The sequence below is a fragment of the Marinobacter vinifirmus genome (assembly GCF_002258215.1).
GTDB lineage: Bacteria > Pseudomonadota > Gammaproteobacteria > Pseudomonadales > Oleiphilaceae > Marinobacter > Marinobacter vinifirmus.
Genome location: NZ_NEFY01000005.1, coordinates 241,772 through 267,121 on the forward strand (window position 1 = coordinate 241,772; position 25,350 = coordinate 267,121).

General features: G+C 60.5%; 25 protein-coding genes. 12 read left to right on the forward strand and 13 right to left on the reverse strand.

Annotated features, from left to right (window positions below; translation table 11 throughout):
• Nucleotides 1–22: 22 nt before the first annotated feature.
• Complete coding sequence (locus B9Q17_RS08920; protein WP_094624944.1) at nucleotides 23–1,126, reverse strand: GGDEF domain-containing protein; 1,104 nt, start codon at nucleotides 1,124–1,126, stop codon at nucleotides 23–25.
• A 191-nt stretch (nucleotides 1,127–1,317) separates the two neighbouring features.
• On the opposite strand from B9Q17_RS08920, the gene B9Q17_RS08925 reads away from it, so the two are divergent.
• Both B9Q17_RS08925 and B9Q17_RS08930 read left to right on the forward strand, forming a co-directional pair.
• A complete protein-coding gene (locus B9Q17_RS08925; RefSeq protein WP_058341979.1) occupies nucleotides 1,318–2,883 on the forward strand; it encodes an inorganic phosphate transporter in 1,566 nt (521 codons plus the stop codon).
• A gap of 102 nt (nucleotides 2,884–2,985) precedes the next feature.
• Nucleotides 2,986–3,252, forward strand: coding sequence for a hypothetical protein (locus B9Q17_RS08930; RefSeq protein WP_036219157.1), 267 nt, complete (start codon nucleotides 2,986–2,988; stop codon nucleotides 3,250–3,252).
• Nucleotides 3,253–3,454: 202 nt separating this feature from the next.
• On the opposite strand, the gene panP is transcribed toward B9Q17_RS08930, so the two are convergent.
• The 4 genes from panP to B9Q17_RS08950 all read right to left on the reverse strand — a co-directional run bounded on the left by panP (nucleotide 3,455) and on the right by B9Q17_RS08950 (nucleotide 8,234).
• Nucleotides 3,455–5,149: a pyridoxal-dependent aspartate 1-decarboxylase PanP gene (panP, locus tag B9Q17_RS08935; protein WP_094624945.1), complete on the reverse strand. Its 1,695-nt coding sequence runs from the start codon at nucleotides 5,147–5,149 to the stop codon at nucleotides 3,455–3,457.
• A gap of 192 nt (nucleotides 5,150–5,341) precedes the next feature.
• The gene (locus tag B9Q17_RS08940) at nucleotides 5,342–5,689 is read right to left on the reverse strand and encodes a DUF503 domain-containing protein (RefSeq protein WP_094624946.1); all 348 of its coding nucleotides are present in this window, start codon (nucleotides 5,687–5,689) and stop codon (nucleotides 5,342–5,344) included.
• A gap of 221 nt (nucleotides 5,690–5,910) precedes the next feature.
• The gene (locus B9Q17_RS08945; RefSeq protein ID WP_094624948.1) at nucleotides 5,911–7,602 is read right to left on the reverse strand and encodes an isovaleryl-CoA dehydrogenase; all 1,692 of its coding nucleotides are present in this window, start codon (nucleotides 7,600–7,602) and stop codon (nucleotides 5,911–5,913) included.
• Nucleotides 7,603–7,604: 2 nt separating this feature from the next.
• On the reverse strand, nucleotides 7,605–8,234 hold the full coding sequence (locus B9Q17_RS08950) for a TetR/AcrR family transcriptional regulator (RefSeq protein WP_094624949.1): 630 nt from the start codon (nucleotides 8,232–8,234) through the stop codon (nucleotides 7,605–7,607).
• Nucleotides 8,235–8,506: 272 nt separating this feature from the next.
• Between B9Q17_RS08950 and B9Q17_RS08955 the strand changes: the two genes are divergently transcribed.
• The 4 genes from B9Q17_RS08955 (at nucleotide 8,507) to B9Q17_RS08970 (ending at nucleotide 13,449) form a co-directional block, all read left to right on the forward strand.
• Nucleotides 8,507–8,728 (forward strand): hypothetical protein, encoded by a 222-nt coding sequence (locus B9Q17_RS08955; protein WP_094624950.1) that lies wholly within the window; start codon nucleotides 8,507–8,509, stop codon nucleotides 8,726–8,728.
• A gap of 173 nt (nucleotides 8,729–8,901) precedes the next feature.
• On the forward strand, nucleotides 8,902–9,933 hold the full coding sequence (gene hemB, locus B9Q17_RS08960) for a porphobilinogen synthase (RefSeq protein ID WP_022988475.1): 1,032 nt from the start codon (nucleotides 8,902–8,904) through the stop codon (nucleotides 9,931–9,933).
• 40 nt (nucleotides 9,934–9,973) lie between these two features.
• A complete protein-coding gene (ppk1, locus tag B9Q17_RS08965; protein WP_058341973.1) occupies nucleotides 9,974–12,115 on the forward strand; it encodes a polyphosphate kinase 1 in 2,142 nt (713 codons plus the stop codon).
• Nucleotides 12,116–12,156: 41 nt separating this feature from the next.
• Nucleotides 12,157–13,449 carry a DUF945 family protein gene (locus B9Q17_RS08970; RefSeq protein ID WP_094624951.1) on the forward strand — a complete coding sequence of 431 codons (1,293 nt, stop codon included), beginning with the start codon at nucleotides 12,157–12,159 and terminating at the stop codon, nucleotides 13,447–13,449.
• Between the two features lie 76 nt (nucleotides 13,450–13,525).
• On the opposite strand, the gene coaD is transcribed toward B9Q17_RS08970, so the two are convergent.
• From coaD to B9Q17_RS08990, 4 genes are all read right to left on the reverse strand, one after another.
• Nucleotides 13,526–14,008, reverse strand: coding sequence for a pantetheine-phosphate adenylyltransferase (coaD, locus tag B9Q17_RS08975; protein WP_022988472.1), 483 nt, complete (start codon nucleotides 14,006–14,008; stop codon nucleotides 13,526–13,528).
• A gap of 241 nt (nucleotides 14,009–14,249) precedes the next feature.
• Nucleotides 14,250–15,842, reverse strand: a complete 1,593-nt coding sequence (locus tag B9Q17_RS08980) for a GMC family oxidoreductase N-terminal domain-containing protein (protein ID WP_094624952.1) — start codon at nucleotides 15,840–15,842, stop codon at nucleotides 14,250–14,252.
• 25 nt (nucleotides 15,843–15,867) lie between these two features.
• Nucleotides 15,868–16,458 carry a hypothetical protein gene (locus B9Q17_RS08985; RefSeq protein WP_094624954.1) on the reverse strand — a complete coding sequence of 197 codons (591 nt, stop codon included), beginning with the start codon at nucleotides 16,456–16,458 and terminating at the stop codon, nucleotides 15,868–15,870.
• Nucleotides 16,459–16,463: 5 nt separating this feature from the next.
• A complete protein-coding gene (locus tag B9Q17_RS08990; protein ID WP_094624955.1) occupies nucleotides 16,464–17,909 on the reverse strand; it encodes a coniferyl aldehyde dehydrogenase in 1,446 nt (481 codons plus the stop codon).
• A gap of 174 nt (nucleotides 17,910–18,083) precedes the next feature.
• On the opposite strand from B9Q17_RS08990, the gene B9Q17_RS08995 reads away from it, so the two are divergent.
• The gene (locus tag B9Q17_RS08995; RefSeq protein WP_094624957.1) at nucleotides 18,084–18,746 is read left to right on the forward strand and encodes a TetR/AcrR family transcriptional regulator; all 663 of its coding nucleotides are present in this window, start codon (nucleotides 18,084–18,086) and stop codon (nucleotides 18,744–18,746) included.
• A 185-nt stretch (nucleotides 18,747–18,931) separates the two neighbouring features.
• On the opposite strand, the gene yihA is transcribed toward B9Q17_RS08995, so the two are convergent.
• The gene (gene yihA / locus B9Q17_RS09000; RefSeq protein ID WP_022988467.1) at nucleotides 18,932–19,576 is read right to left on the reverse strand and encodes a ribosome biogenesis GTP-binding protein YihA/YsxC; all 645 of its coding nucleotides are present in this window, start codon (nucleotides 19,574–19,576) and stop codon (nucleotides 18,932–18,934) included.
• A gap of 181 nt (nucleotides 19,577–19,757) precedes the next feature.
• Here yihA and B9Q17_RS09005 point away from each other — a divergent pair, with 181 nt between their 5' ends.
• The 3 genes from B9Q17_RS09005 to B9Q17_RS09015 all read left to right on the forward strand — a co-directional run bounded on the left by B9Q17_RS09005 (nucleotide 19,758) and on the right by B9Q17_RS09015 (nucleotide 22,081).
• Nucleotides 19,758–20,366 (forward strand): c-type cytochrome, encoded by a 609-nt coding sequence (locus B9Q17_RS09005; protein ID WP_036219153.1) that lies wholly within the window; start codon nucleotides 19,758–19,760, stop codon nucleotides 20,364–20,366.
• A gap of 154 nt (nucleotides 20,367–20,520) precedes the next feature.
• On the forward strand, nucleotides 20,521–21,156 hold the full coding sequence (locus B9Q17_RS09010; RefSeq protein WP_094624959.1) for a thiol:disulfide interchange protein DsbA/DsbL: 636 nt from the start codon (nucleotides 20,521–20,523) through the stop codon (nucleotides 21,154–21,156).
• Between the two features lie 64 nt (nucleotides 21,157–21,220).
• Entirely contained in the window at nucleotides 21,221–22,081 is an 861-nt protein-coding gene (locus tag B9Q17_RS09015; RefSeq protein ID WP_094624961.1) for an endonuclease/exonuclease/phosphatase family protein, read from the forward strand.
• A gap of 66 nt (nucleotides 22,082–22,147) precedes the next feature.
• On the opposite strand, the gene rpmG is transcribed toward B9Q17_RS09015, so the two are convergent.
• From rpmG to radC, 3 genes are all read right to left on the reverse strand, one after another.
• Nucleotides 22,148–22,303, reverse strand: a complete 156-nt coding sequence (gene rpmG, locus B9Q17_RS09020; RefSeq protein WP_008173465.1) for a 50S ribosomal protein L33 — start codon at nucleotides 22,301–22,303, stop codon at nucleotides 22,148–22,150.
• An 11-nt stretch (nucleotides 22,304–22,314) separates the two neighbouring features.
• Nucleotides 22,315–22,551: a 50S ribosomal protein L28 gene (gene rpmB, locus B9Q17_RS09025; protein WP_011786975.1), complete on the reverse strand. Its 237-nt coding sequence runs from the start codon at nucleotides 22,549–22,551 to the stop codon at nucleotides 22,315–22,317.
• A 218-nt stretch (nucleotides 22,552–22,769) separates the two neighbouring features.
• Complete coding sequence (gene radC / locus B9Q17_RS09030; RefSeq protein ID WP_011786974.1) at nucleotides 22,770–23,444, reverse strand: RadC family protein; 675 nt, start codon at nucleotides 23,442–23,444, stop codon at nucleotides 22,770–22,772.
• 179 nt (nucleotides 23,445–23,623) lie between these two features.
• On the opposite strand from radC, the gene coaBC reads away from it, so the two are divergent.
• The gene (gene coaBC / locus B9Q17_RS09035; RefSeq protein WP_094624963.1) at nucleotides 23,624–24,838 is read left to right on the forward strand and encodes a bifunctional phosphopantothenoylcysteine decarboxylase/phosphopantothenate--cysteine ligase CoaBC; all 1,215 of its coding nucleotides are present in this window, start codon (nucleotides 23,624–23,626) and stop codon (nucleotides 24,836–24,838) included.
• Entirely contained in the window at nucleotides 24,835–25,296 is a 462-nt protein-coding gene (gene dut, locus B9Q17_RS09040; RefSeq protein ID WP_022988462.1) for a dUTP diphosphatase, read from the forward strand. Before coaBC ends, dut begins: the two co-directional genes overlap by 4 nt.
• Nucleotides 25,297–25,350: the final 54 nt, after the last annotated feature.

Consider the following 25,350-nt stretch of genomic DNA (forward strand, 5'->3'; position numbering starts at 1 on the left):
GTAATGCTGCGATGGGCAGCGCTCAAGCCGGGTTTTCCGCAGCAGGCTGGCTGTCCTGGCTGCGCACCCTGGGGGCGATGCGGTTGCGGCCATCTTCCTTGGCGCTGTACAGGTTGATGTCGGCCAGCTTCAGAAGTTCGTTGACAGATCCGGCCTTGGAAATCGAGCAGACGCCGGCACTGATGGTCACCGGCAGGATCTGCTGCTGGTGGCGGAACTCGGTGGCCGCCACTTCCGCACGCAACCGTTCGGCCAGGGTCAGGGCCTGCAGCAAGGTGGTGTCCGGCAGCAGGATCAGGAATTCCTCACCGCCCCAGCGCGCCGCGATATCCGTTTGCCGGATCACCTTGCGCACCAGGCTGGCAAAGTGCCGGAGGGCGGCATCGCCGGCATCGTGGCCGAAATCGTCGTTGACACGTTTGAACAGGTCCAGGTCGATCAGCACCACGGAAAAGTGGTGCCCGGAGCGCTGGTAGCGGGAAAACTCGGCGGCAAGGCGGTTGTGCATATCCCGCCGGTTGGCCAGGCCGGTAAGCTCATCGGTACGCGCGGCTTTTTCATGGCTTTCGGCCAGTTTCAGCAGTTTGTTGCGGGCCTGCAGACGGCCGGCCTCCAGTACAAAGCAGAAAATGGATTCGAAGGTGAGGGTGGCAAAAAAGCGTATTTTGAAGTCAGTGGAGTATTCGGCTGCCACCCCGGGCAGGTTGGGAAACTGGAATACGATGATCGCCAGCAGATAGCAGAAAAGCAGGATGGCGGTGCCGCCCTTCAGGCTGGTGAGGAAAAACAGTAGCGGAGGGAACACGTAGAACCACAGGGGGCCGGTGTTGCCTTCGCCACCCGAGGCGATCAGGTAGGCAAACAGCAGGGCAACGGTAATCAGCAGTCCCGCCTTCTGCGCCAGCCGGTTACCCGTCCGGAAATACCAGAGCATATTGGCCAGCACTGGTATATTGAACAGCCAGAGCACGATGGCATGGGTGTGATGGTCGGCGAACCAGGCCTTGAGGCCGATGCCGGTGAGGAACAGCAGGGCCATGGCCGATAACCCGTTCAACAGGAGTGAAATCTGCTGTTCTTCGTGCTCGGAAGATATGATCTGGTTGGGTCGGTAGCTGGCCGTCATCTTGTGTTGTTCTTTTTGACAGGTTTTTGCCAAGTATGCGCCAAAAAACCGCGGCTTTGGAGTGATGTCCGTCCGGTTTGTGATCTTTAGCCCCTATGACAGTTCGGTTTCAATTTTATGATAATAATTTTATAGTTTGCGCGCGGCAAAATTGCCTGAACTCATTCCGTTCTCAAGAGACCCAATTGTTTATGGCCCGTTCCAGCAGCTTTCTGGATAACCTTCTCAGCAGCCCCTCCACGGAACGGTACAGGGTTGGTTTCAGTGTTCTGTTCCTGCTCTGTGTCTGGTTGATTGTCGGCTCATTCAGTCAGGGATTACCCAACAGCATGTTGCTGATGGCCGCAGCGGTTATCGGCGGTTATATGGCCATCAATATCGGTGCCAATGATGTTGCCAACAACGTGGGCCCCGCGGTGGGTTCCGGTGCCTTGTCGCTGGGCGCAGCCGTGTTGCTGGCGGCGGTGTTCGAGGCAGCCGGCGCGCTGATTGCCGGTGGCGACGTGGTCTCTACCATCAAGGGCGGCATTATTGACCCTACCACCCTGGAAGATCCCCGCGCCTTTGTCTGGCTGATGACGGCAGCCTTGCTGGCCGGCGCACTTTGGCTGAACCTGGCCACCTGGATGGGCGCGCCGGTTTCCACGACCCACTCCATTGTAGGCGGTGTGCTGGGTGCCGGTATCGCGGCCGGTGGCTGGGCCATCGCCGACTGGGGTGTGATGGGCAAGATTGCGGCCAGCTGGGTGATCTCTCCGGTATTGGGTGGTGCCCTGGCGGCGCTGTTCCTGTTTGCCATCAAGAAAACCGTGCTGTACCGGCAAAACCTGGTGTCGTCGGCCCGCACCTTTGTGCCTGTCCTGGTATCGATCATGGCCTGGGCGTTCACAACCTACCTGATGCTCAAGGGCGTGAAGAAAATCGTCAAGGTGGACTTCCTGTCGGCGTCGATCATGGGCCTGGTGGTGGCTGCCGTGGTGTGGTTCATCATGCGTAACCTGGTGAGCCGTCGTGCCGCGACCATGGAAAACAGTTCCAAGGGCGTGAACACGCTGTTCACCTGGCCGCTGATCTTTGCCGCCGCGTTGCTCAGCTTTGCCCACGGTGCGAACGACGTCGCCAACGCCATCGGGCCGCTGGCTGCGATCAACGATGCTATTCGCGCCGGTGGTGGCGTGGTGACCTCTGCCAGCATTCCGCTGTGGGTCATGATGGTGGGTGCGCTTGGCCTGGCCGTTGGCCTGATGTTGTTCGGCCCGCGCCTGATCAAGACCGTGGGCAGCGAGATTACCGAGCTGGACAAGACCCGGGCCTTCTGTATCGCCCTGTCTGCGGCACTGACGGTAATCCTGGCGTCCCAGCTGGGGCTGCCGGTCAGTTCAACCCATATTGCTATCGGTGGCGTGTTCGGTGTGGGCTTCCTGCGGGAGTACCTGAAGTCCAACTACGCCAGCCAGCTGCACAAGATGATCGAGCACCATGACCCGGCGGACCAGGAGCGCCTGAAGCCGTTCCTGGACGATTTCCGCAACGCCTCTGTGGAGGAAATGGAAAAGCTGCTCAAGCAAGCGAAGAAGAAAAAGGAGCAGGTGCCGCTGTCCAAGTCTGAACGCAAGCGCCTGAAGAAGATTTACAAGGAAGAGATGGTCAAGCGCTCCCACCTGGTGAAGATTGCCGCGGCCTGGATTATCACCGTGCCGGCGTCCGCCCTGATGGCTGCGTTCCTGTTCTTCGCCCTGCGGGGTTTGATGGTTTAATGCCGGGCGGGGCTGGTTAGCGCCCCGCGGTTTGGCCATACTATGAGCATCAGGCCCTGTGCGGGCCGTTTTGCTTCAACGCTATTTTTCAGGGAGTCAGGAATGAGTTCATCTTCCGAGAGCCGTCAGGCCAGAATGATTGAAGAGTTAAGGGTGTTTATCAAGAAGGTGATGAGCGAGCCGACCATCGCCGTAAAGTCCATGGAGATTGCCCGTAAGTACAAGGGTGAGCCTAATGCTGACGAGTTGATTGCCCGCGAGATCAGCGCCAACACTACGATCCGTATTCCGGAGACCTGGAGTGAGGCGGACAAGATGTTCCTGGAGATCCTGCACGAGGTGCTGGATGACGAAGAGGCCCTGTATTAAACCTTAGCCAGGTGCAGGGCAGGGTGTGCGAGGAGCTGTTCAAAAACCGCTCCTTCGGCACATCCCTGTGGCGCTTCTGCTCCGCCATCCCTGGCTCCGCAAATTTTTGAACAGCTCCTCGCACACCCCGCCCCGGGCATACGTCATGCCGCCAGTTTTCAATGTCACCTTAAGGGATTGGCCTCGTTGTTTCTGGCCGGTGTTATCCCTGGGCTGACTTAAGCCTGTTCTTTGCCTTTGATGGCCGGGGGCTCAATACCGCTTCTGCCATCTGGTGCAGGATGGCGATCTCATCGGCAATGCCGTCTTCCTTCGACAACTCCCGCTGTTCTTTCAGGATGTCTGCCAGGATCTCCGGCGTTGTTAACGGGTTAGCCAGCACCACCCGGAATACGATGCACGGGAAGTGGTAATAGCGGGCCGGTTCCAGTCGGGTTCGGGACACGAATGCTTTGCCGCGTTCCCGCTGGGTTTTCTGGATGAACTTGGTGATGCGGTTCAGGCAGGTGTTCATTTTCTCTGCCTGCAGTTCGTCTGCGATGGCCAGGGCCTGTTGAACCGGTTCCGGGCAGTAGCGGTAGGTCAGGATGTTGAGTTCCGGACGGGTGACGAGTTCGAAGTCCGGTTGTTCGTCGATCATGTGGGCAAAGGTTTTGGCTTTTTCGATGCCCTGGTTGATCAGGATTTCGTAGCCTTCCCGGGCCAGGATTTTCAGGCCGGAGTGGATCAGCATGGCCATGCCCGGGCGGGAGCCTTCGAGGGTGGTGCTGCCGAGGTCTCTTGAGCCTTTGCGGATGATGTACTGGGCGTGGTGTTCTACCGCGCTGGCCAGGCTGGGGTCTTTGAACACGACCAGGCCGGCGCCCATGGGTACGTACAGCTGTTTATGGGCGTCGAAGGTGACGGAGTCGGCCTGTTCTATGCCCCGCAGCAGGTGTTTGTAGGTGCGGGAGAACAGTGTGGGGCCACCCCAGGCGGCGTCTACGTGGAAGTGGGCGCCAAATTCACGGGCTATGTCGGCCATGCTGTCCAGCGGGTCGACATTGCCGGTTTCGGTGGTGCCGGCCACGCCACAGATGGCCATGACCTTGATTTTCTGTTTCTGCAGTTCCAGGCACTTGTCGCGCAGGGCGTCTGGCAGGATTCGGTTGTATTCGTCGGTTTCAACCGGCACCAGGGCATCGCGGCCCAGGCCCAGCACGTCAGCGGCTTTGCGCAAGGAGTAGTGGCCGCGTTTGGAGACGACGATGGCGGCGCCTTCGTAGCCGTAGTATTTCAGGGCCCGGAACAGGCCTTCTTCGTGCAGGCCACGGAAGCTGCCTTCGGCGGGGAAGGCGCGGTTGCGGGCAACCCACAGGGCGGTCAGGTTGGCGATAGTGCCGCCGGAGCACATGGCGCCCAGGGCGTGCCGGGGGTCGTGCATCCATTTACGGTAGAAGGAGCCGTCCTGCTGGTACACCAGCCGGTGGATCATGCCCAGTACCTGGCGCTCCATGGGGGTGAACGCCTTGGAGGTTTCGGTTTTGACCAGGTTCTGGTTCAGGGCGATCATGATCTTTGACAGCGGCAGCATGAAGTAGGGCAGTGCCGAGGTCATGTGGCCGATAAAGGCCGGTGAGGCGGTGTGTACGGAGTTGGCGACCAGTTTGTCGAGCAGGAACTGGGCCTGTTCTGAGACGAACACGGGTTTTTCCGGGATCACGTAGTCGGAGAAGTCTTTTTCGACTTCCGAGAGATCCCGTTCAACGGCAACGATGTGTTCCTGCAGGAACCCGGCCAGGTTGCTGGAGATGTTCTGGTCGATACGGCTGAGCGTGGATTCCGGGGCTTCGGGCACCGTGAACACGCGATACATTGCCTCGACCGAGGCCTGGGCGGATTTTTTCTTTCCGGTCATAGCACCACACACACTCAGTGGTTGTCCGTGGGTCGGTTCCGGAAACCCGGCGGACGGGGCCGGGCTGGGCCCGACATTGAATTTGGTGGCCCGCCGGCAGGCAGGTCATCTACTCCTTGAGGGGCCGTAGTATAAGGCCTGTGCGGGTTTGACGCTATGCCCCGGGGTTTTCGGGGCCTTTCGAGTTGTGGCTCAGAGGATTTCCCGGTGGATGTCGAGGATGGGGGCGTCTATGCGCTCCTGTATGTCTTTTTCGACCTGGTCGAGGCGCTGGGTGATTTGCTGGGCGCTGGCGCCGAGGGCGGCGATGGTCCAGGTGGCGCAGTCGAGGGCTTCGTGGTCGGCGGTTTCGGCGACGGCCAGGTCGGGTTCTTTGCCCCAGATGGCTTTCATGGCGGTGAAGGCTTTGCGTTTGGCTTTGAGGTCTTCGCAGCCGTAGAGCTGGAAGTGCAGGGTCAGGACGCCTACGTGGGGGGTGATGTCCTGGTGCTGTTGTGGGGTTTTGCCTTCTTTAAGTAGTTTTCTCAGGGCTTCTGACATCTGATGTTCCAGCTTCGGTGCCTGAGCAGGCAGGGATTAGCTTTCCAAAAACCGCTCCTTCGGCACTTCCATGTGGCGCTTCTGCTCCGCCATCCATGGCTCCGCACATTTTTGGAAAGCTAATCCCCGCCTGCTCTCGGGCATTGTTCGGGGAGTCCCCTTGGCTGTTTTGGCAATACTACGGTTGTGTATGTCGTTTACCGCTCCTGGGGGCTGTAGTCTCAGCCTACTACAGGCGTCCCCCGTTTGATAATCGCTGCCGGGTTGGTGCCGGAGGGCAGGTTGCCGTAGTTCATGCCGCCGTTGTTTTGCAGGCGGGAGGCGCAGAAGGCGTCGGCGACGTCTTTGTCGCCAAAGCGCAGCAGCAGTGAACCCTGCATGGTCAGGGCCATGCGGTCGACCAGGTTTCTGGCGCGGTACTGGAAGTCGCTGATGTCGGCGAAGTTGTGTTGCAGTTGGGCCAGGTATTGGTCGAAGCGGCGGTCGGCGCCTTTGGCTTCGGCGGCTTCTTTGAAGAAGGCGTCGAGGGTTTCGGGTTCTTTCTGCAGGGCGCGGAGGGTGTCGAGGCACTGGACGTTGCCGCTGCCTTCCCAGATGGCGTTGACGGGGGATTCCCGGAACAGGCGGGGCATGATGCAGTCTTCCATGACGCCGCTGCCGCCGATGCATTCCATGGCTTCGTAGGCGTGGTTGGGGGTGCGTTTGCAGATCCAGTATTTGCCGACGGGTGTGGCCAGGCGGGCGAGCAGGCGTTCGTGTTCGTTGTCCTGGTTGTCCATGGCCCGGGCGACGCGCATGGTGTAGGCGAGGGCGGCTTCGTTTTCGATGATCAGGTCGGCCAGGACGTTTTGCATCAGTGGCTGGTCGCTGAGGGTTGCGCCGAAGGCGCTGCGGTTGTGGCAGTGGTGCGTGGCCTGGGCGACGGCCTGGCGCATGCCGGCGGCGCTGCCGATCATGCAGTCGAAGCGGGTCATGGCGACCATTTCGATGATGGTTCTTACGCCGCGGCCTTCTTCGCCGACCATCCAGGCCAGTGCGCCGCGGATTTCCACTTCGCTGGAGGCGTTGGCGACGTTGCCCATTTTGTTTTTGAGTTGCTGCACCTGCCAGGGGTTCTTGGTGCCGTCCGGGCGCCAGCGGGGCATCAAAAAGCAGGACAGGCCGCTGGTGGTCTGGGCCAGGACCAGGAAGGCGTCGCACATGGGGGCGGAGACGAACCATTTGTGGCCGACCAGTTCGTAGGGCTGGCCGGGGCCTTGCTGGCCTATCGGGTAGGCCATGGTGGTGTTGGCGCGGACGTCGCTGCCGCCCTGTTTTTCGGTCATGGCCATGCCGATGGTGACGGAGGTTTTTTTGCTGTCCGGTACATTTCGGCTGTCGTATTCGTTGGCCAGGATTTTCGGGGCCCAGAGTTTGGCCAGGTCCGGCTGGTTCTGGATCGAAGGTATGGCTGCGAAGGTCATGGTCACCGGGCAGCAGTGGGCCGCTTCTACCTGTGAGTGCAGGTAGTACTTGGCGGCGCGGGCAACGTGGGCGCCTTTGCCGGGGTTGGTCCAGGGCGAGCTGTGCAGGCCGTTTTCCAGGGCTACCCGCATGAGTTCGTGGTAGGCCGGGTGGAAGGTGACTTCGTCAATCCGGTGGCCGTAGCGGTCGTGGGTGCGGAAGCCGGGTTTGTTGGCGTTGGCCTGGTTGCCCAGTTCGATGGTGTCGGCCAGGCCGGTCCAGGCCCCGAAGCGGGTGAGGTCGTCGTTGGCGAAGCCTGCGCCTTCCCGCAGAACGGCTTCCCGCAGCGCGGTGTCCTGTTCGTAGAGGTTGTAGTTCTCCAGCGGCTGGGGCTGGTTGATGACCTCATGGGTGGCCGACAGGTAACGGTTGTCGGTGGCGGACTCGGTTTTGCGCTGCGGGTTGTTCATGTTCAGCTCCTGGTGCCGGTCAACCCCCGTAGGCAGAAACAGACGATGGTGTCGACCAGTTCATTGTCATTGTTGTCGTTGTCCGGTAGCTCGCTTGTCTGGGTTGGCGACAACGGGCCTACCAGGGCTTCGGATATCGCGCCCACCAGGCATGTAGCGGCCAGGCGGGTGTTCTGATCAGGGATGGTGCCTTCGGCGATGCCGTCCCGGATGGCTTGTTCAAACAGGTTGGCGTAGGCCCTGCGGTACGCCAGTCGTTCTTCTTCTACTTTCGGGTCCACCGGCTCGGCGATCAGCGCCCAGGCTTTCATCGGGCCTTTCAGGGCCCGTTGGGCGAAATGGCGCAGGGCGTGGTCCAGCCGCTGTACCGCATTGCCTGTTATGGCCAGGGCTTCGGCTACCTTGTCGACTTCGCGCTGGGTCGCCAGCCGGAAAATCTCCGCAAACAGGTCTTCCCGGGATTCGAAATGCCGGTAAATCGTGCCGGTTGCCACGCCGGCGAGGCCGGCAATTCGGGTAACTCGGGCGCTCTGGAAGCCGCCGTCTGCAACGCATTCCCAGGTGCTTTCGATGATCTTCTGGCGCGCCTGGGCTTTGCGTTGGCGCATTTTTTCGGTTTCACGATAAGCCATGCCGGCTCCCTACAAGCAGTGAATCATTATTCATTCTTTGTGTCAATTTGAAGGGCCTGGCATGTACTGGGATTGGCCCTTCAAAATCAATGGCATGCGCCGTGTTACAAAAATTTACAAAAAAGTGGTTGTCAGGAAATAGCGCCGTCAACGAAACCGGATTATAAAGACGCCAAGACGGGGCCGCAGGCGGCCGGCAGTCGAGACGGGGTGCTGCCCGGGAGGGCGTACAGGGCACCTGAAAATCTGTTTTCGTTGATGGAGAAAAGAGCATGAGTGAATTCGACGAAAGCAATCTGGAGCAGTCCGGTAACTGGGGCAGCGACAGTGAGGATAACCATTCTGTTGCCGGCCGTGCCCGGGTGAGGGCCCAGCTGCAGTCAGATATCGAAGCCTTTTTGCAGGGTGGCGGCAAGATCCAGGCAGTGGATACCAGCTTCCGGGCTGATACCCCTCGCAAGGTGGAAGTGGGCTTTAACAACCGTTCCATCTGAGTTCCTTCCCCGATTTCCCTTCTTTACCAGGGCGGCCGGTTTGGCGCCGTCCTGGTTTTTGTCATTGAATTGTCATCTGAGTACTGCAGACTTGCCTCGGCCCTGCAACAGGCGGCTCACCGGGTGTATGATGTCATGACTTTCCAAGGCCATCCATGTTCAGGAGGTATTTCATGCCCAAGCCACGCCAGCCGCTTTCCAATCGAGCCTATCCGGCTACCCGTCTGCGCCGCAACCGTGCCAGTGATTTTTCCCGGCGCCTGGTGCGGGAAAACCAGTTGTCGGCCGACAACCTGATCTTCCCGGTGTTTGTGCTCGAAGGCGAGAACCAGCGTGAGGCGGTGCCGTCCATGCCGGGTGTGGAGCGACTGAGTATTGACCTGCTGGTCGAGCAGGCGGCGGAGCTGGTTGAGCTGGGCATTCCTGCGGTGGCGCTGTTCCCGGTGGTGCCGGCGGAGAAAAAGAATCTGTCCGGCTCTGGCGCCTGGGATTCCGATGGCCTGGCCCAGCGTGCGGTGCGGGCGCTCAAGAAAGCCCAGCCGGAACTGGGTGTGATTACCGATGTGGCGCTGGACCCGTTCACCACCCATGGCCAGGACGGCATTATTGATAACGACGGTTACGTGCTCAACGACGTGACCGTAGAAGCCCTGGTGAACCAGGCCCTGTCCCACGCCGACGCCGGCGCCGATGTGGTGGCGCCCTCCGACATGATGGATGGCCGGGTAGCCGCCATCCGTGAAGCCCTGGAAGGTGCCGGTTATGTGAATACCCGCATTCTGGCCTACTCTGCCAAGTATGCTTCCAGCTATTACGGCCCGTTCCGGGATGCGGTCGGTTCCGCCGCCAACCTGGGCAAGAGCAACAAGTCCACTTACCAGATGGACCCGGCCAATAGCGATGAAGCCATTCACGAGGTGGCCATGGACCTGGCGGAAGGCGCCGATATGGTGATGATCAAGCCGGGCATGCCGTACCTGGACATCGTGCACCGGGTGAAAACCGAACTGCAGGTGCCGACCTTTGTTTATCAGGTCAGCGGTGAGTACGCCATGCACATGGCGGCGGCCCAGAACGGCTGGCTGGATGGCGATGCGGTGATGATGGAAAGCCTGATGGCCATGCGCCGGGCCGGTGCCGATGGCATTCTGACTTATTTTGCCGTGCGCGCTGCGAGACTGATGAGAGACCGCGCGCGGGCGTGACGCAGGCGACCGCCTGCCCAGACAACGGATATGGATAGCGATGACTACTGAAACTGCCAAGCAGACAATCGATGCCGAACTGAGCGTGCCTGCGCCGGTTGAGCTTCCGCCGGTAGGCGAGGAAGTGAACCTGGACGCCAGCGAGAACTACTTCAACCGGGAACTGAGCCAGCTCCAGTTCAACTACCGGGTACTGAAGCAGGCGCTGGACACCACGCACCCGCTGATCAACCGGCTGATTTTCTGCTGCATTTTCAGCAGCAACATGGACGAGTTCTTCGAGATCCGGGTGGCGGGCCTGCGTCAGCAAATGAAGTACGGCCGGGAAACCGTGGGTGTGGACGGCATGCAGCCGGACCAGGTGCTGGCGGAGATCAGCCGGGTAGCCCACGAGTACATCCACGAGCAGTACGACATCCTGAACAATGTCCTGATTCCCGAGCTGGAGCAGGAAAATATCCACTTTGTGCGGCGCCGGGAATGGACCCCGGCCCAGGCAGAGTGGGTGCGTACTTACTTTGAAGAAGAGATTCTGCCGGTGGTCAGCCCCATCGGGCTGGATCCGTCACACCCATTCCCGCGCCTGGTGAACAAGAGTCTGAACTTTATCGTGGAACTGGATGGCAAAGACGCCTTTGGCCGGGAAACCGGCATGGCCATCCTGCCGGCGCCCCGGTCGTTGCCCCGTCTGGTGCGCCTGCCGGATGAAGTCTGCGAAGGTGGTGAGAACCTGGTGTTCCTGTCGTCGATGATCCACGCCCACGCGGATGAGCTGTTCCCGGGCATGGAAGTAAAGGGCTGTTACCAGTTCCGTTTGACCCGTAACGCTGACCTTGAGCTGGAAGATGACCTGGAAGACCTGGCGTCGGCCCTGCGCGGCGAGCTGCTCAGCCGTCGCTTTGGTGACGGTGTGCGCCTGGAAGTAGCCGATAACTGCCCGGAAGAACTGGTGCAGTTTCTGTTGCGGGAATTCGGGCTGACCGAGCGTGACCTGTACCAGGTGCATGGCCCGGTGAACCTGACCCGCCTGATGGCCGTGGGTGGCCTGGTAGACCGCCCCGACCTGACCTACTCGAGCTTCTCGCCGTCCATTCCGCGCCAGATCCGCAGCAAGGAATCCATGTTCGATGCCATCCGCAAACGGCCGATCCTGTTGTTGCATCCCTACGAGAATTTCAGCCCGGTGGTAGACCTGCTGCGCCAGGCCGCAAAAGATCCGAATGTGCTGGCCATCAGGCAGACCCTGTACCGGACCGGTGCCGATTCGGAAATTGTCGAAGCGCTGGCCGATGCCGCCCGGCGCGGCAAGGAAGTGACCGTGGTGATCGAGTTACGGGCCCGCTTCAGCGAGGCGGAAAACCTGGAGCTGGCCAGCCGGTTGCAGGAAGCCGGGGTGATCGTGGTGTATGGCGTGGTGGGCTACAAAACCCACGCCAAGATGATCCTGATTGTGCGCCGGGAAGAAGGCCGCCTGCGCCGCTATGTGCACCTGGGTACCGGTAACTACCACGCCGGCAACGCCCGTCTGTATACCGACTACAGCTTCATGACCTGTGACGAGTCCATCGGTGACGACGTGAACAAGCTGTTCCAGCAGCTGACCGGTATGGGCAAGGCCCTGAAGATCAAGAAGCTGTTCCATGCACCGTTTACCCTGCACAACCGGCTGATCAGCCTGATCGAGCGCGAGGCCAGCTATGGCGACAAGGGCCGGATTATCTTCAAGTTCAACGCCCTGACCGAGCCGCAGATGATCAAGGCCCTTTACCGGGCCTCCCAGGCCGGCGCGAAGGTTGACCTGATTATCCGTGGCATCTGCTGCCTGCGGCCGGAAGTTCCGGGGCTGTCGGATAACATCCGGGTGCGTTCGGTGATTGGCCGGTTCCTGGAGCATACCCGGATGTATTACTTCGGTAATAATGGCCGTCCGGAAGTTTACTGTTCCAGTGCTGATGGCATGGAACGCAACCTGCTGCACCGGGTAGAAACCGCATTCCCGGTGGAAGAGCCGGCACTGGTGGCCCGGTTGCGGGAAGACCTGGATACCTACCTGGCGGATAACTGCCAGGCCTGGGTGCTGCAGCCCGATGGCAGCTATATCCAGAACCAGCCGGCCGAGGGCGAAGAGCCCTTTGCCTCCCAGCTGGTGCTGTTGGAGCGCCTGACCAGCAAGCCGGTCTGAGCCCGGATACAACAACAAATGCCTAAAACAGGACTCTGATTTTGAAATTCAACAAGTGGTTGGTTGCCGGCGGAGTGATTCTGGTCGGTGCCGGCCTCGCGCCCTGGGGCGTGGGCTATGTCACCGAGCAGCAGTGGTCCCGGGCTGCCCTGGAAGTAAACGCGGCCCAGCCTTTTGTGCACCTGGAAACCCAACAGTACCAGCGTGGTGTGCTGGCCTCCGAAGCCGCTGGCACCCTGACCATTACCGACCCGGCCCGGGGCGACAGTTACCGGATAGGCTTCCGCGTGAAGGTGTCCCACGGGGTGACCGGCAGCCTGATGGATTTCCGCCCGGACGCCGGCTGGCAGCCGGAGGGCGCCAACTGGTTTCGTGGTGAAAAGCCCCGCCTGACCCTGGAAACCCGGGTTTGGGGCTCGGCCACCCTGGTGCTGGAAGCGCCGGCAATGGCGATCGATAACCCGGCATCGGGTGAGTCTCTGCGCAGCAGCGGTGGCCTGGCCAGCATCAGTGTGGGCAGTCTGGGTGAGCAGGCTGATCTGATGCTGGTGTGGCCGGCACTGTCGCTGTCCGGGCCGGAGCTGGACCTTGCTGTGGACGATGTCCACCTGGAGCAAAGCCTGGCCTGGTTGAGTGGTGATATCTGGACCGGAACCGGCACCTTGTCGGTGGAGTCCCTGTCGGTACAAAGCCCGGGTGCGGAGCCCGTGGTCCTGGATGGCCTGGCCATGACCAGTGCCAGCGAGGCGAAAGACCAGGATCGTCGGCTGGATTCAACCCTGGAGCTGGATGTGGCGTCGGTGAGCGTCGGCAGTGACGCATTCGGCCCCCAGCGGATGGCGGTTTCGGTGGATAACCTCGATGTAGCCAGCTGGAATGCCTTCAGCTCGGCCATGACAGACCTGCAGGCGATGACGGTCAAGGCCGGGGCTGGCGGTGGTGCCAGCTTCGAGCAGCAGATGGCGGTGATGCAGCGGTTCAATGAGTCGATCCGTGACCTGGCCGCTGCCGGTTTTTCGGCCGGTATCCGCGAGCTGAGCCTGGAAACGCCGGAAGGGCCGGTGCAGGGTAGCCTGGATATCTCTCATCCGGAATTGTCCGGTGCTGAAAAGGACGCCATGCTGATGGTGATGCAGGGCCTGACCGGCGAGCTGGATTTTTCCATGCCGATGGCACTGGCCGAAGATTATGCTGCGGTGCGCATGCAGGTAGCGCCACTGATCAAGCAGGGTTTGCTGGTTCAGGAGGGTGACCGGCTGGTGATGGGTGGCCGCATGGAAGATCTGGTGCTGGACATCAACGGGCTGCAGATTCCGCTGCCACCGCTGCTCTGATGTCAGACCGCTGCCTGTGCTGGCAGCGGTTCCGCTATTGTTTTCCCGCTTTTGCCTTTCTTCTCGCCAGCCGGGTTCAGGCCTGGCTGAATTTCTGCTTCAGTGCCTCGGCCACCGCCGGATCGACAAATTCCGAGATGTCTCCGCCCAGGGATGCGATTTCCCGGATCAGGGTGGATGAAATGTAGGACAGGTGGTTGGCCGGGGTCAGGAACACGCTTTCGATTTCCGGGGCCAGCCGGCGGTTCATGTCGGCGAGCTGGAATTCATATTCGAAGTCGGATACTGCGCGCAGGCCACGCAGGATGACGGTGGCGTTCTGTTCCCGCACAAATTCGGCCAGCAGGTTGCTGAAGCCGGTGACGGTTACGTTGGGTACGTGGGCGGTGGCTTTGCGTACCAGTTCGCAGCGTTCTTCGAGGTTCAGTAGTGGCTGCTTTTTCGGGTTGTAGGCGACGGCGACGACGATTTCGTCAAACATGCGGCCGGCCCGTTCGATGAGGTCGGTGTGGCCGTTGGTGATGGGGTCGAAGGTGCCCGGGTAGATGACTTTTGGCATGCGCAGCTCCTTTTGTTTGTGGGCGGTAGCATAGCAGGAACCATAGGTGTGCTGTAGTCCGGGGCTTTGGGTGATCGGTTTTATGAATGGGTGCAGGTCGCAGGCTGGGTGGCTCTGTCCGGGAAACGCTACAAGCACATCCCTGTGCGCTTGACTCCGGCCATCCATGGCCTCCGACATTCCCGGACAGAGCCACCCAGCCCGCGCCCCTAACTAAGTGCAGCCTTCCCCGGAAACTTCGTCAGCTTGTCAGTTTCTGGGCCAATCTGGTGCTGTTCCTCGCCGCCAATGCATAAACCGACAACTGCGGGTTCGCGCCGATGCTGGTGGGGAAGATGGAAGCGTCGTGGATGCTGAGGTTGGGAACGTGGTGGTGTTCACCGAAGCCGTTGACCACGGAGTCTTCCGGGTTGCTGCCCATGCTGCAGCCGCCCATCTGGTGGGCGGTGAACAGGCGGGCGCGGTGAGGTTTCATGGGGAGTTCGGCGATCGCTGCCTTGGCTTCGGCCCAGGTTTTGTACCAGGTGGAATCCAGGTGCATGGCGCGGACGGCTTCGGCGCCGGCGGCGAACTGGATTTCGGCCATGTGCAGGTAGGCCTGGCGGATGCCTTGCCACAAGTAGTCGGTTACCGGGTAGTCGAGTACCGGGCTGCCGTCGTCGCGCAGGGTGACGGTGCCGCCGGGGCTTTGTTCGTGGAAGCCGTCGCGCAGCAGGGCGATGACGGATTGCATTCTGGCCAGCTGGCTGAGGTCGGCGAGTTGGTCCGGGCCGTGGCCGGGGACGACGCCGGCGGCCATGGCCGGGTGCAGGGGGGGTACTTCGAGTTTGTAGCCCACGGGGCCGTCTACGCCCTGGCTGAAGTTGAACTGGTCCGAGTAGATGGACTGGGGTGCGCCGTAGAAGGGGTCTACGTTGGCCGGCATGCGGGCGACGGTGGCGTTGACCGGGTGGATGAAGGAGCGTTTGCCTACGCGCTGGTGCGGGTCGGGCAGTTGCGAGCGCAGTAGCAGGCCGGGTGAGCCGATGGCGCTGGCGGCGACGACAAAGTGCCGGGCCTTGAGGGTGACGGTGACGCCGGAGGGGGTTACGCCGTCTGGCCCCATGGCGCTGGCCTTCAGGTGGTCGATGCGGTCCTGGTTCATGACCAGTTTTTCGGCGCGCAGGCCGTGGTACATGCGGGCGTTGTTGTCGAGGGCACCGGGGATGGTGGTCAGCAGGGCGCCTTGCTTGGCGTTGGTGGGGCAGCCTACGCCGCAGTAGCCGGAGTTCCAGCAGCCTTTGACGTTTCTGGGAATCACCTGCCAGGTGTAGCCGAGTTTTTCGCAGCCCTGGCGCAGGATGTCGTTGTTCAGGTTGGGGTCGGTTTGCCAGGGCGCCATGGTGTGGCGCTCTTCCCGGCCCTGGAACCAGGGCGCCATGGCGTCGGGTGCCAGGCTGTCGAGGCCGAACTGCCGGCTCCAGTAGGTGAGGGTTTCGTCTGGAGTGCGGAAGCTGCTGGTCCAGTTGACGGTGGTGGAGCCACCTACGCAGCGGCCCTGCAGTATGGCGATGGCACCGTCGGCGGTGGTCCGGCTCATGCCTTCCTGGTAGAGGTTGGCGTAGGACGTCAGTTCGTCCATCTTGAAGTCTTTCTGGTAATACAGCCGGCCTTCTTCCACCAGAATAACGGCCAGCCCTTGCCGGGCCAGGATTTCCGCGGTGGTGCCGCCACCGGCACCGGTGCCGATGACGACCACATCGGCTTCTGCTGTCTGGTTGCTGGTGAGGGTGCTGGCGTCGGTAACCTTCCAGCCGGCGGCCAGGCCCCGGGCAATGGGATCATTCATGGACATACTGCGCTCCGTAATCCGGGGTCTTTCAGGTGTTTTTGAACTGGGGTAAGACGTTCACGATCCATTCCTGTGGCCCGGGGTATCCGGTCAGGTGCCACTGGTTCTGGTGGCCGTAGAAGGCGACGTTGGCGATCTTGCTGAGGGCGATGTAGCCGTTGTTGAACAGGCCGATCCGGCTGTTGCGCCAGCGGTTCAGGAAGGCGTCGGCTTCGCCGGTGGTCACGGATGGCCAGTCGGACCAGACCCGGGCCAGGGTGACCCGGGTGGGGGCAAAGTTCAGCAGGTCGAACAGCTTGCGCAGTTCTTTCTGGTTGGGGGCGCCGAACTGGACGATGCCCTGGTCGATGCGCTCGATGGTGGCCGCAACGGCAAACTGGCGCTGGTTTGGTTCTTCCGGCAGGGCGCCGGCGAACATGGCCGGCAGCAGGGCTTCGAACAGCGCGATGTCGTCCTTGCTCAGAAACCGGAAGCGGTAGCTGGCGTCCATGCGGCTGTCGACCGCACTGACCCGCCCGGCCGGAGCGGTGGCGCAGCCGGACAGGCCGGCGGTAAGGCTGACGGTGCCGAGGAAGACGGCGCCGCCTACCCCGGTTTTCAGGAAACTGCGTCGGTTCATGGGGCTCACCGGATAAAGAATTTGTAGACCATGCGATGGGCAGCGGTGCCGTGGGGTGCATACACGTATTTGCCGCTGTTGAACTTCTGCTTGGTGAAGATGGCCCGGTGGTGCGAGAAGGTCAGGAAGCCTTCGCGGCCGTGGTAGTGGCCCATGCCGGAGTCGCCGATACCGCCGAAGGGCAGGTCGTCCTGCGCTACGTGCATCAGGGCATCGTTGATGCACATGCCACCGGAGTGGGTGTTGTCCACCACGTGCTGCTGCTGGATTTTGTCGTAGCCGAAGAAGTACAGGGCCAGCGGACGCGGCCGTTCGTTGATGTAGTGGATGGCTTCGTCCAGGCCGCTGTAGCTGATCACCGGCAGGATCGGGCCGAAGATCTCGTCCTGCATCACTTTCATGTCCGGCGTGGTTTTCAGTACCAGGGTCAGCGGGATCTTGCGGGTGCCTTCCTTCATGTCTTCGTTGGCGGGGTTGATTTCCACCAGTTCGGCGCCCTTGGCCCGGGCATCTTCAAGGTAACCCTGCAAGCGGTCGTACTGGCGCTCGTTGATGATGGCGGTGTAGTCGTCGTTGTCCCGCAGGCTGGGGTACATTTCGGCGAATCGGGCGCGGAATTCATCCACGAAGGCCTGCACCCGGTCGGCCGGGCACAGCACGTAGTCCGGTGCCACGCAGGTCTGGCCGGCGTTGAAGGCCTTGCCGAAGGCAATACGCTGGGCGGCGTCTTCCATGGGGACATCCGGTGACACAATGGCGGGCGATTTGCCGCCCAGTTCCAGGGTCACCGGAGTCAGGTTTTCGGCCGCGGCCCGCATCACCAGCTTGCCTACCGATGTAGAGCCGGTAAATAAGAGGTGATCAAACGGGCGCTGGGAAAAGTCTGCGGCGACGTCGGCCTCGCCGGTGATCACCGAGACCATTTCCTCCGGGAACATGGATTCGATGATTTCCTTGAACAGGGCCGAGGTGTGCGGCGTGTACTCGGACATTTTGATCATGGTGCGGTTGCCCGCAGCCAGCGAGGCCACCAGCGGGCCTACCGCCAGGTACAGGGGGTAGTTCCAGGGCACGATCACGCCCACTACGCCCTTGGGCTGGTAGTGCACCTTGTTGCTGGCCGGCTGGAACAGTACCGAGACATGGCGTTTGGAGGGCTTCATCCAGTCGCCCAGGTTCTTCAGGGTGTAGTTGATGCCCTGAATGGACGGCATGACTTCGGCAATCAGGGATTCATCCTTCGAGCGGCAGCTGAAGTCCCGGTCGATGGCATCGGTGAGCCGGTCCTGGTTGCTCAGCAGGGCGCGCTTCAGGCGTTTCAGGTTTTCCTTGCGCTCGGTTAGGGATGGCATCGGGTTGGCGCGGAAGGCTTTTTTCTGCTCTTCGAAAACCCGGTGGGTGTGCTGGATCTGTTTCTTGCTCTCGGTGAGCTGAACAACGGTGGCTCCCATTTTCTCTCCCCTTGCCGTCAGGCCTGCCTGTACAGCTTGTTGTTATCGGTGGCTGCAATCCGGTGGATTTGCACTTGCGGCTATTATTAGAGTATATACTCTAGGCAGTCAAGAAGCGGTGGATAGCCCATCGGGCCATCTGCGAGACAGATAACAACAAACACCGGCGGGCGAATGAAAACCAGAGACAAAATTCTGCTTTCCAGTCTGGAGCTGTTCAACGAGCGGGGTGAGCGCAATATCACCACCAACCATATTGCCGCGCACCTGGCCATTTCTCCGGGCAACCTGTATTACCACTTCCGGAACAAGTCCGACATCATTTACGAGATCTTCCAGGAATATGAAAATCTGGTGGATTACTACCTGGATATCCCCGAAGACCGGGCCATTACGCTGGAAGACCTGACCTTTTACCTGGAGTCGGTCTTTGACGGACTCTGGAGTTACCGCTTCTTCCACCGGGACCTTGAATACCTGCTCGACAGCGACCCGCGCCTGCGCCGGGACTACCGGGAATTTACCAACCGCTGCCTGGCCGCCATTAACCGGATTTTCGGCAAGCTGGCGGAAGCGGGCATTATCGAGCCTCAGCCCGAAGAGCTGCGTTCGGCCATGTCACTGAATGTCTGGCTGGTAATCACTAACTGGATGGCATTCCTGAAAACGGCCCACGCCAGCGAGGAGTCGGCCAGCCTGACTCTGACCGAGCTGAAGCAGGGCATTTACCAGGTGCTGACGCTGGAAATACCGTACCTGACGCCTGAATACCGTGAGCGGGTGATGGTGTTGCGGGAGAAGTATCGCCCGGTTTTACCGGAGGCGGCGCCGGCCTGATTGTAGCTGCCGGTTATTTTTTGAGCAGACTTTGAACTTTTGGAAGAGTGCGGTGTCACAGGTAGTGACGTGGGAAATCGGACTTTTCTGCGTCTCCTGAGTGAGTTCTCAGGTTTAGCACGTCGCAAACCCTGACGTTTCGCCGGCCTGCGCCTTTGCAGGCCGGTTTTTTCTTTTTCTTCTGCTTATTCTTCTGTCTCTTCCGCTTCAGGCGCTTCCAGCCAGTCGGTCAGGGCCTCGCGGCATTCGTCGACGCCCCGCTTCGAGGTGGCCGAGAACATGATCAGGTGCTGTACGCAGCTAAAAGGCTTGAGTTTGCCGGCGATGCCCAGCATGGCAGTCTTGGCTTGCCCGAATTTCAGCTTGTCGGCCTTGGTGGCCAGGATCATCAGGGGCAGGTTATTGTGTTCGCACCAGTCCACCATCATCTGGTCGAAGTCGGTCAGCGGGTGGCGGATATCCATCACCAACACCAGGCCGCGCAGGCAGCGACGCTCGTTCAGGTAGTGGCCCAGGTGTTTCTGCCAGTCGTCTTTCATGTCGCGGGAAACCTTGGCGTAGCCGTAGCCGGGCAGATCTACCAGGCGCATGTTTTCGCGATTCAGGGTGAAAAAGTTGATCAGCCGGGTGCGCCCCGGCGTTTTACTGGTGCGGGCCAGCTTGCCGTTGGCGGTGATGGCGTTCAGGGCGCTGGATTTGCCGGCATTTGAACGGCCGGCAAAGGCCACTTCAGCGCCGAAATCCGGTGGGCATTCATCCAGCCGTGACGCACTGATCAGAAATCGGGCGCTGTTGAATGAGAGGCTTTTTTGAGTCAGGTCAGAGTCCACGACGGTTGGCGTTCCTTTGGATTTCAGTTATCGGCGATTAATGTATAATGCTACACCAATTCAGGGCGGGACGCCTCGCGTTACCGCTTTAGCCCCGGTTATGAGCCTGTTTTGTCAGTGCTTGCCGGTTGCACAACGAAGAATACTTTCAAGATGCAAAGATGAGAGAAGCGGAGCGAGCATGAAAAGACTGATCGCAGGAGTTGTTCTCGGAGTTGGCCTGACAGCAATGGCTCACGGGGCAGGAGATCCGGCAGCGGGTGAACAGAATGCAGCGGTATGTGCCGGCTGCCACGGACAGGGCGGAGCCAAGCCAGTAATGGCTGTGTATCCGAAGCTGTCCGGTATCGGCGAGCGTTACACATACCTGCAGCTGGTAGATATCAAGAACGGCGACCGTCCGATTCCTGAAATGACAGGCCTGCTGGACGCCATGTCTGACCAGGATCTCCAGGACCTGGCAGCCTATTTCAACGAGCAGGACATGGTGGTTGGCCAGGCTGATCCGGAGCTGGTGGAACAGGGCCAGGCCCTGTACCGTGGCGGCAACATGGCTTCCGGTGTTCCGGCCTGTTCCGGTTGTCACAACCCTCGTGGTACCGGTAACGAGCCTGCGGGCTATCCGGCACTGAGTGGCCAGACTGCCGAGTACGTTGCCAAGCAGCTGAATGCCTACCGTTCCGGTGAGCGCGCTGGCGGTGCCAACGCAGCCATCATGATGGATGTGGCCTCCAAGCTGACCGACGCGGAAATCGAGGCAGTTGCCAACTACGTTTCCGGCCTGAACTGATCGTTCCTGGTAACGCTGCGTCAGAAACCCCGCTTCGGCGGGGTTTTTGCTGTTTACCTTTCTGTAACGATTTGCCCGTGGCCTGCGGTGGAACTTTTTCCGTATGCTGGGTCATAATTCCCGATAACTCAAAATCATGGCTCGGAGATTTTCGATGATCAGAAGCTTTGGCTCTGTTGTATTTCTTGCAGCTGCCCTGCTTGTTTCAGGCGTGGCAAATGCCCAGTCCTGGCAGGAGGGCAAACATTACCGCACGCTGGATAACCCGGTTCGTACCGCCTCAGACAGCGGTGTCGAGGTGGCCGAGGTGTTCTGGTATGGCTGTCCCCACTGTTACAACTTCAAGCCCCTTGCGGAAGCCTGGGAAGAGAAGGCGCCGGAGTATGTAAACTACGTTCGCCTGCCGGCGGCCCTGGGACAAAGCTGGGAGCCCCATGCCTACGCTTTCTACGCCCTTGAAGCCATGGGTGAACTCGACAAGGTGCACGACGCCCTGTTCAATGCGCTGGCCGGAGAGCGTCGCCCGCTGAATTCTGCAGAGGCGCTGGCGGATTTCGTGGCTGACTACGGGGTGGACGCCCAGGAATTTGTCGACACCTACAACAGCTTCGGCGTACGTGCCCGGGTGCAACAGGCGCAGTCCAAGATCCGGGGTGCACGCATCACCGGAACACCGACTATGCTGGTAAATGGCAAGTATGTGGTCAGTGCCTCCATGGCTGGCAGCCACGAGAATGTTCTTCAGGTAGTCGAATACCTGGCCGAGCAGGAGCGGGCAGGAGCCGAGTAATACGGTGGCCGCGTGCCAGTGCTGAAGCTGGCCGTTTTCTGGAGCAGTCCGGGGATTTGCGCGCATGTATAAACGGATCCGCAATCAGCTGAACGGGATTCTGAAATCGCAAGAAAGCCCCCGGGGTGCCTGCTCGGGCAGCGAGCATGTGCCCGAGTTTGAGGCCCACCGCCATATCCGTTTGCTCACCTTTAATATCCAGGTGGGCATCAATACCTCGTCATATCACCACTACCTCACCCGCAGTTGGCAACACTTCCTGCCTAACCGCCGGCGCATCGAGAACCTTGATCGAATCGCAACCCTGCTCAGCCAGTACGATGTGGTGGCCTTGCAGGAGTGCGATGGTGGCAGTCTTCGCAGCGGTTATATAAACCAGGTGCAATACCTGGCCGAGGCGGCAGGCATTCCGTACTGGTATCAGCAGCTGAACCGTAATCTGGGGCAGATTGCCCAGCACAGTAATGGCCTGCTGAGCCGGTTCCGGCCGCTGGACGTGACCGAGCACAAGTTGCCGGGAGTGATTCCGGGCCGGGGAGCCATCATTGCCCGTTACGGGGCAGAGGATGATCCCCTGGTGCTGGTGCTGATGCACCTGTCCCTGAGTAAGTCGGCTCAGCAGCGCCAGCTGGGGTATATCCGGGAGCTGATTGCCGACTACCGGCATGTGGTGCTGATGGGGGATATGAATGCCCATGCAGAACAGCTGCTGACCAGGACCCCCCTGAAAGAAACCGACCTGATTCCGTTGCCGGATACCGCCCACAGCTTTCCCAGCTGGCGGCCGGAAAAGGCGCTGGATCATATCCTGGTGAGCCCGTCGCTGGAGATCCGCCGTTCGGAGGTGGTGAGCTATCCGGTGTCGGACCACCTGCCGATCGCCATGGACGTCGCCCTGCCCAAGGGATACCTGCAAACCTTCTGATCCTGGTCCAGATTCAGGCACAAAAAAACCCGGCCATGGCCGGGTTTTTCGTGGAGGCAGGATCAATTACTTGATCTTGGCTTCCTTATACGCAACGTGCTTGCGGACAACCGGATCGTACTTTTTGATCTCGATTTTTTCCGGGGTGTTACGCTTGTTCTTTTTGGTCGTGTAGAAGTGACCAGTACCTGCTGATGAAACCAGCTTGATTTTCTCGCGCATGATGCGGCTCCTTAAACTTTCTCGCCGCGGGCACGAAGATCGGCCAGCACAGCGTCAATGCCTTTTTTGTCGATGATGCGCATGCCCTTGGTGGATACGCGCAGCTTCACGAAACGCTTCTCGGACTCAACCCAGAAACGGTGGTTCTGCAGATTCGGCAGAAAACGACGACGAGTGTGGTTCATCGCGTGGGATACATTGTTACCGGTAACCGGACGCTTACCGGTAACCTGACAAACTCTGGACATACTTGCCTCCGACCTGAGCAATGGTCTATCTATACGAATTCGTTATTTAATGCGTCTCTGGTTGCTCCGGAGCCATAACTGCTACCGGTTCGCGCCTCTAAACTGAACGCTGCTCGCCAGACGCCGCCAGAAAGGGACGCTTTTATACCAGAACTGGCCAGCCAACGCAAAAAATTGTTGGGAAATTGTCCAGTTTTCCGGTGGCGACCCTGCAGCGGTTACATCAACCCTCGTTCAGCCAGCGATATTACCTCACCGTGGCCGATAACCATATGGTCAAGAACCCTGATATCCACCAATCCCAGCGCTTCCTTCAATCTGCGGGTCAGGGAAATGTCGGCCTGGCTGGGCTCGGCCACGCCACTGGGATGGTTGTGGGCGAAAATGACGGCTGCGGCGTTGTCTTCGAGGGCCTGGCGCACCACTTCCCTCGGATACACGGCTGCGCCGTCGATGGTGCCCCGGAACAGCTCCCGGTACTGGATGACCCGGTGGCGGTTGTCCAGGAACAGTCCGGCGAACACTTCGTGGGGATAGGTGCCCAGCCGGCTGGTGAGAAAGCGCCGGGTGTCTGCCGGTGAGCGCAGCGGATCCCCCTGGCGCAGGGGTTCGTCCATGACCCGCCGGGCCATTTCCATGGCGGCCTGCACCTGGGCGTACTTGGCGGTACCCAGGCCTTTCACTTGCAGAAACTGCCGGCGGGAGGCGGTCATCAGCCCCCGCAGGCCGGAGAATTCGTCAATCAGGTGTCGTGCCAGCGCCATCACTGGCATGCCGGTCGTGCCGGTGCGCAGAAAAATGGCCAGTAATTCGGCGTCAGACAGGGATTGGGCGCCATGGGCGAGCAGGCGTTCTCTGGGCCGCTCGTCGGTGGGCCAGCTGGAATCGGTCATCCGGGCTTCCTTGCTTTGGTTTGATACGGGCGATGCGTCCTGCACCGGGTTCTCAGAATTACAAAGGTTACCTGAAAAGGTAACATTTGGTAAACGAACGGGGTGGCCGCGCAGGCTGCCTGCCGGCCCGTGGCGTGCTATCTTATAACCCTTTCATTTTACGGGATTACGGAGCCCCCATGGCTGCCAAGCGAATTCTGCTGGGAATCACCGGCGGCATTGCCGCCTACAAGAGTGCCGAACTGGTCCGGTTGCTGAAAAAAGCCGGGCTGGAAGTGCGGGTTGTGATGACCCGTGGTGCCGAGGCGTTCATAACGCCACTGACCTTCCAGGCCCTCAGCGGCGAGCCGGTTCGTACGTCCCTGCTGGACCCGGAGGCGGAAGCTGGCATGGGGCATATCGAACTGGCTAAGTGGGCCGACCAGGTGGTGGTCGCGCCAGCGTCTGCCGATTTCCTGGCCCGGCTGGCTCAGGGCATGGCAGACGACCTGCTGACCACTGTGTGCTGTGCTACCGAGGCGCCGATCGCGGTTGCGCCGGCGATGAACCAGGCCATGTGGAAAAATTTCCGCACCCAACGCAACGTGCAGCTGCTCACAGAAGATCCACAGATTACCCTGTGGGGGCCAGATCAGGGTGAGCAGGCCTGTGGCGATACCGGCCCGGGCCGGATGCTGGAGCCGGAAGCCCTGGCTCGGCTGGTTATGGCATCGCCGGAACCCCCGGCTACGGGAGTGCTTGCCGGTCGACGGCTGGTGATCACTGCGGGGCCAACCCGGGAGCCCATTGACCCGGTGCGCTACATCTCCAATCACAGCTCCGGCAAGATGGGCTACGCCATTGCCCGTGCCGCCGCTGCCGCCGGTGCCCGGGTGTTGCTGGTCAGTGGCCCGGTAAACCTGCCGGCCCCGGAGGGCGTGGAAGTGCGCCCGGTAGTGACGGCAGAGGATATGCTGCGGGCGTCCGAACGGGCGGTCACCGAAGGCTGCGATGTTTTTATCGCCACCGCCGCCGTGGCGGACTACCGGCCGGAAAACTGCGCCGGCGACAAGATCAAGAAAACCAGCGAAGCCATGAGCCTGGCGCTGGTGCGCAATCCGGATACCCTGGCCACCATCGCGGCCAGGCCTGATGCGCCCTTTACCGTGGGCTTTGCGGCGGAAACCACAGACGTCGCCCGCTACGCTACCGACAAAATGCAGCGCAAGAAACTGAACATGATTGTGGCCAATGATGTCTCTGCGCCGGGGCTGGGCTTTAACAGCGACCAGAACGCCGTTACGGTTTTCTGGCCGGAAGGGCAGGAGTCCATCGGCCCGGACAGCAAACAGGCCATCGCAGAGCGACTGGTTACGCTCATTGCCAGCCACAGTGACAGGATTGAAAACGCATGACCAAGAAGAATTTACAGGTCCGGATTCTGGACGACCGTATCGGAACCGGGATCCCGTTTCCCTCATACGCAACCGACGGTTCTGCCGGCCTCGACCTCAGGGCCTGTGTCCAGCAGCCGCTGACGGTGGCGCCCGGGGAAACCCACCTGATCCCCACCGGCCTGTCGATTTATATCGAAGACCCGGCGCTGGCGGCCATGATCCTGCCTCGCAGTGGCCTGGGCCACAAGCACGGTATTGTGCTGGGTAACCTGGTGGGGCTGATCGATTCGGACTACCAGGGCGAGCTGATGGTGTCCTGCTGGAACCGGGGGCAGACCCCGTTCACCATTGAAGTGGGCGAGCGCATTGCCCAGCTGGTGCTGGTTCCGGTGGTTCAGGCGGAATTTGAAGTGGTGTCGGAGTTCCATGCCAGCGAACGGGGTGCCGGCGGATTTGGCTCTACCGGGAGCCACTGACCACACCCTAAAGGCTGAGAGCCGTCAGCACGGCTGCCAGCTATACTTCGCAGA

Coding starts and splice junctions, on each gene's coding strand:
- B9Q17_RS08920 (WP_094624944.1), bottom strand. CDS start 1,126: ATGACGGCCAGCTACCGACCCAACCAGATCATATCTTCCGAGCACGAA.
- B9Q17_RS08925 (WP_058341979.1), top strand. CDS start 1,318: ATGGCCCGTTCCAGCAGCTTTCTGGATAACCTTCTCAGCAGCCCCTCC.
- B9Q17_RS08930 (WP_036219157.1), top strand. CDS start 2,986: ATGAGTTCATCTTCCGAGAGCCGTCAGGCCAGAATGATTGAAGAGTTA.
- panP (WP_094624945.1), bottom strand. CDS start 5,149: ATGACCGGAAAGAAAAAATCCGCCCAGGCCTCGGTCGAGGCAATGTAT.
- B9Q17_RS08940 (WP_094624946.1), bottom strand. CDS start 5,689: ATGTCAGAAGCCCTGAGAAAACTACTTAAAGAAGGCAAAACCCCACAA.
- B9Q17_RS08945 (WP_094624948.1), bottom strand. CDS start 7,602: ATGAACAACCCGCAGCGCAAAACCGAGTCCGCCACCGACAACCGTTAC.
- B9Q17_RS08950 (WP_094624949.1), bottom strand. CDS start 8,234: ATGGCTTATCGTGAAACCGAAAAAATGCGCCAACGCAAAGCCCAGGCG.
- B9Q17_RS08955 (WP_094624950.1), top strand. CDS start 8,507: ATGAGTGAATTCGACGAAAGCAATCTGGAGCAGTCCGGTAACTGGGGC.
- hemB (WP_022988475.1), top strand. CDS start 8,902: ATGCCCAAGCCACGCCAGCCGCTTTCCAATCGAGCCTATCCGGCTACC.
- ppk1 (WP_058341973.1), top strand. CDS start 9,974: ATGACTACTGAAACTGCCAAGCAGACAATCGATGCCGAACTGAGCGTG.
- coaD (WP_022988472.1), bottom strand. CDS start 14,008: ATGCCAAAAGTCATCTACCCGGGCACCTTCGACCCCATCACCAACGGC.
- B9Q17_RS08980 (WP_094624952.1), bottom strand. CDS start 15,842: ATGTCCATGAATGATCCCATTGCCCGGGGCCTGGCCGCCGGCTGGAAG.
- B9Q17_RS08985 (WP_094624954.1), bottom strand. CDS start 16,458: ATGAACCGACGCAGTTTCCTGAAAACCGGGGTAGGCGGCGCCGTCTTC.
- B9Q17_RS08990 (WP_094624955.1), bottom strand. CDS start 17,909: ATGGGAGCCACCGTTGTTCAGCTCACCGAGAGCAAGAAACAGATCCAG.
- B9Q17_RS08995 (WP_094624957.1), top strand. CDS start 18,084: ATGAAAACCAGAGACAAAATTCTGCTTTCCAGTCTGGAGCTGTTCAAC.
- B9Q17_RS09005 (WP_036219153.1), top strand. CDS start 19,758: ATGAAAAGACTGATCGCAGGAGTTGTTCTCGGAGTTGGCCTGACAGCA.
- B9Q17_RS09010 (WP_094624959.1), top strand. CDS start 20,521: ATGATCAGAAGCTTTGGCTCTGTTGTATTTCTTGCAGCTGCCCTGCTT.
- B9Q17_RS09015 (WP_094624961.1), top strand. CDS start 21,221: ATGTATAAACGGATCCGCAATCAGCTGAACGGGATTCTGAAATCGCAA.
- rpmG (WP_008173465.1), bottom strand. CDS start 22,303: ATGCGCGAGAAAATCAAGCTGGTTTCATCAGCAGGTACTGGTCACTTC.
- rpmB (WP_011786975.1), bottom strand. CDS start 22,551: ATGTCCAGAGTTTGTCAGGTTACCGGTAAGCGTCCGGTTACCGGTAAC.
- radC (WP_011786974.1), bottom strand. CDS start 23,444: ATGACCGATTCCAGCTGGCCCACCGACGAGCGGCCCAGAGAACGCCTG.
- coaBC (WP_094624963.1), top strand. CDS start 23,624: ATGGCTGCCAAGCGAATTCTGCTGGGAATCACCGGCGGCATTGCCGCC.
- dut (WP_022988462.1), top strand. CDS start 24,835: ATGACCAAGAAGAATTTACAGGTCCGGATTCTGGACGACCGTATCGGA.